Source organism: Arsenophonus endosymbiont of Bemisia tabaci Q2, assembly GCF_902713415.1.
Classification (GTDB): Bacteria; Pseudomonadota; Gammaproteobacteria; order Enterobacterales; family Enterobacteriaceae; genus Arsenophonus.
Genome location: NZ_CACTIE010000175.1, coordinates 1 through 3,155, shown reverse-complemented (window position 1 = coordinate 3,155; position 3,155 = coordinate 1). Strand labels below are relative to the sequence as shown.

The following is a 3,155-nucleotide window of genomic DNA, read 5'->3' as shown; positions in this document are numbered from 1 at the left end:
CATTTGGGCTGGTCGTCAACCTGTTCGTACTGGCATCGGGGAAAATTAACATGAGAATTGTTGATATCTCCAGTACTCAACAGGAAAAAATAAAGCTAGAAATGACTTACGAAAGTCATAGCAGATTAATTAGAGCAAGAGAAATCGCGGCTAACATTTACAAGTACTTTGATGCGTGCGAATGTTACAGAAAACCGAATCCTTGCCTCCCTGAAATACTGGATTACTTATGTGCGGATATCGATTGCATTTTGCATGAAATTGATAAGTATAGCTGAACGATAAGTTATCCAACATCAATTAAAAATAATTTATAGGATTCTGTTATGACTAACGTTACTTACGCTGACTTTGAAGCTCAGAACAAATGCAATGACCCTCACGTGGCCGAAATTGAAAATGGTTATACTCGATTAGCTAATGAATTGTATGAAGCGCTTATTATCGCTGATTTAACAAAAAATCAGGCAAAAGTTGCTCATGCAATTTGTCGTAAAACTTATGGATTCAATAAAAAAACTGATCGAATCACTGATATTCAAATTGGCGAGCTAACCAATTTACCAAGGCAAAAGGTTAATAAAGCTAAAAACGAATTAATAGCGATAAAAGTGATAGTAAAAAATGGGTTTAAAATCGGTATTAATAAAAATATTTCAGATTGGGTGATGCCTAATTGTCACCAAAAAGGTGACAATTCAAAGCTGTCACCAAAACAGGGTCAGTATCACCGAAATAGTGACAAAAATGTCACTAAAAGAGTGATAAATTCAAGGTGTAACCAAAACGGTGATAGTGTCACCAAAACGGGTACAAAAAGTGTCACCGAAACAGTGACAGCACTGTCACCAAAACAGGGACACACAAAAGACACTATTACAAAAGACAAAAAAGACAATATATATAAACCACCCCAAACCCCTTCTTTGGAAAAATCAAAATCGTTTGACCCAAGCTCGGCAGAACTTCCTGATTGGCTACCGAGACCAACTTGGGATTCTTGGGTGCAGTACCGCAAGGAAATCAACAAGCCGATTAAATCCCAGCAAACGGTCATTCAGGCTATCAAGCTACTAGGCAAGTGCCGAGAAAATGGGCATCAGCCAGAAGAAATTATTAACGCCAGTATCGCCAACGGTTGGCAAGGACTCTTCGAGCCTAATCAACCCGGAAAAACTCAGCAAGCAAAATCCGACTCTGTCGCAGATACCTTTTCTGACAAGGACTATGGGGAACCGCAGCTACCTGATTGGGCGAGGGAATGTCTATCGAGGGAGGGGCTATGAACTACAGCGCAGAAATTACTACCGTGCGTCAAAAATTGGCAGACCTGAATGCGCCACCCGAGCCACTAGAGCACACGGTTTACGAGGAGAAGGAGGCCATCTGTGACAGGCACGGCTTATTCAAACAACGTTGCCGCAGGATGGCAGTTCACGGCAAAGGAATTGAAACAAGAAGCGAATGCCCTGCTTGCCTGACCGAAAAATTAATCCAGTTGGAGCAAGCCGAAGCAGCGCAGGAAAAACACCGCAAGCGCTCAAAAATTAAAACGCTTATGGATAACCTGAACCTGCCGGAACGCTTTGCCGATGTTACCTTGGATAACTACGAGCCAGTGAATCCTGATGCAGCACGTTGCTTAAAATTCTGCAATGCCTATGCCACCCATTGGCTTGAACGCCTTAAGCATGGTGGCGGTTTGGTGATGTGTGGTAAGCCCGGTACAGGCAAGAATCATCTGGCACTGTCGATTGCCAAGCACGTTATCAACGAGCACCAAAATTCAGCGCTATTCACGACAGTTTTACGAATTGCCCGCGAGTTTAAATCAACCTGGAGCAAAACCGCAGAATGTTCAGAAGCTGATGTTATCAAGCGCTATACGCAACCTGACTTGCTCATCATCGACGAAGTAGGCGTTCAGTTCGGTAGAGAAGCGGAAAAGATGATTTTATTCGAGGTTATTAACACGCGTTACGAGAGCATGAAGCCAACGATAATTATCAGCAATCTGGCATTAAACGAACTGGCCGGATTTATCGGGGAGCGCGTTATCGACCGTATGAACGACGGTGGCGGCTGCACATTGACGTTCACGTGGGGCAGTTACCGTTCACGCATGGCTGCATAAACTCAGATATCAGCTAGAAATCAATGTTAACCACGTTAAAACGCCCTTAGAGGCGTTTTAACTCTCTATAATACCCAACAAAAAACACAAAACCTTTTACCTAATCAATAAAAGCGATCACAGTGGCGCAAGGGTGCGATTTGTTAAATTTTCAAGAGTAGTAAAATAATATGCTCAAAAAAGCTGGTTTCGACATGAAGCCATTACCACACGAGAAGCCAACAGGTTTGTTAAGCAATACACGGAGAAAGGCTATCATGTTGAGAAAACACTTAACAGCGATCCTGAATTATGGGATGTCGCCGTTAAACTGGTAGAGAACGGTAATAATTTTATCCAACCCCACGCTGCATGATTAACAAAGTCTCGAATTCTCGATTATACAAAAATCCCACAGTGGTTTAAATATGCTATAGCTAAGCGTCTTAATTTTGATTACAAAATATATGTTTTTATCCAATATAAATTTAATGATATAGAGTAATTACTTGTAATCATTTTAAAGTCGCCCAGCTATAATCAAGTAATACACCAAAGTCGTTCAAAGACAGATGGCAAACACCTATTGACGTTTTTAAAACACTGGATGTCGAATTTGGTTTTAAGCTGGATGCTGGTGTCGATAAAAGTAACACAATATGCAAAGCATTTTTAACAGAACAGCATGTCGCACTGACCTGCGACTGAAATAGTGAAGCAACTGTCTTGACCGATAAAATTACGGAGTAACCTTATGGTAAGATTCATCCCATTTTTCGTTCTTTCTGACCATCGCATTTAGAATGATCAACAATTTTCGCATACAAGCAACCAGAGCTACCTTTTTAGCTTTTCCGGAGAGCAGAAGACGTTCATAAAACGTTTTTATTACTGTGTTAAACCGAGTCGCCACGAGCGCAGCCATGTATAGAGAGGTGCGGACTGTCCTCCTACCACCAAAGATATAGCTAAGCGACTTAATTTTGATGACATTATTTATATGAGCTATTCAATTGATTTTAGACGTAAAGTGATATTTACG

3 protein-coding genes and 2 pseudogenes are annotated in these 3,155 nt (G+C 41.2%); 4 read left to right on the top strand and 1 reads right to left on the bottom strand.

Annotation, left to right across the window (positions count from 1 at the left end; translation table 11 throughout):
- The 4 genes and pseudogenes from ARSQ2_RS13105 to ARSQ2_RS13100 form a co-directional block, all read left to right on the top strand.
- On the top strand, positions 1-278 hold a 278-nt coding region (locus ARSQ2_RS13105), incomplete at its 5' end, for a hypothetical protein (protein WP_238334424.1).
- 105 nt (positions 279-383) lie between these two features.
- Complete coding sequence (locus tag ARSQ2_RS09245; RefSeq protein WP_238334423.1) at positions 384-1,286, top strand: replication protein; 903 nt, start codon at positions 384-386, stop codon at positions 1,284-1,286.
- Positions 1,283-2,134, top strand: coding sequence for an ATP-binding protein (locus tag ARSQ2_RS09240; protein WP_181995118.1), 852 nt, complete (start codon positions 1,283-1,285; stop codon positions 2,132-2,134). The genes ARSQ2_RS09245 and ARSQ2_RS09240 overlap by 4 nt, the downstream gene beginning before the upstream one ends.
- A 534-nt stretch (positions 2,135-2,668) precedes the next feature.
- Positions 2,669-2,821, top strand: a pseudogene (locus ARSQ2_RS13100) (DNA N-6-adenine-methyltransferase); the annotation flags it as partial.
- A 31-nt stretch (positions 2,822-2,852) separates the two neighbouring features.
- Here ARSQ2_RS13100 and ARSQ2_RS09230 read toward each other — a convergent pair.
- Positions 2,853-3,077, bottom strand: a pseudogene (locus ARSQ2_RS09230) (IS110 family transposase); the annotation flags it as partial.
- Positions 3,078-3,155: the final 78 nt, after the last annotated feature.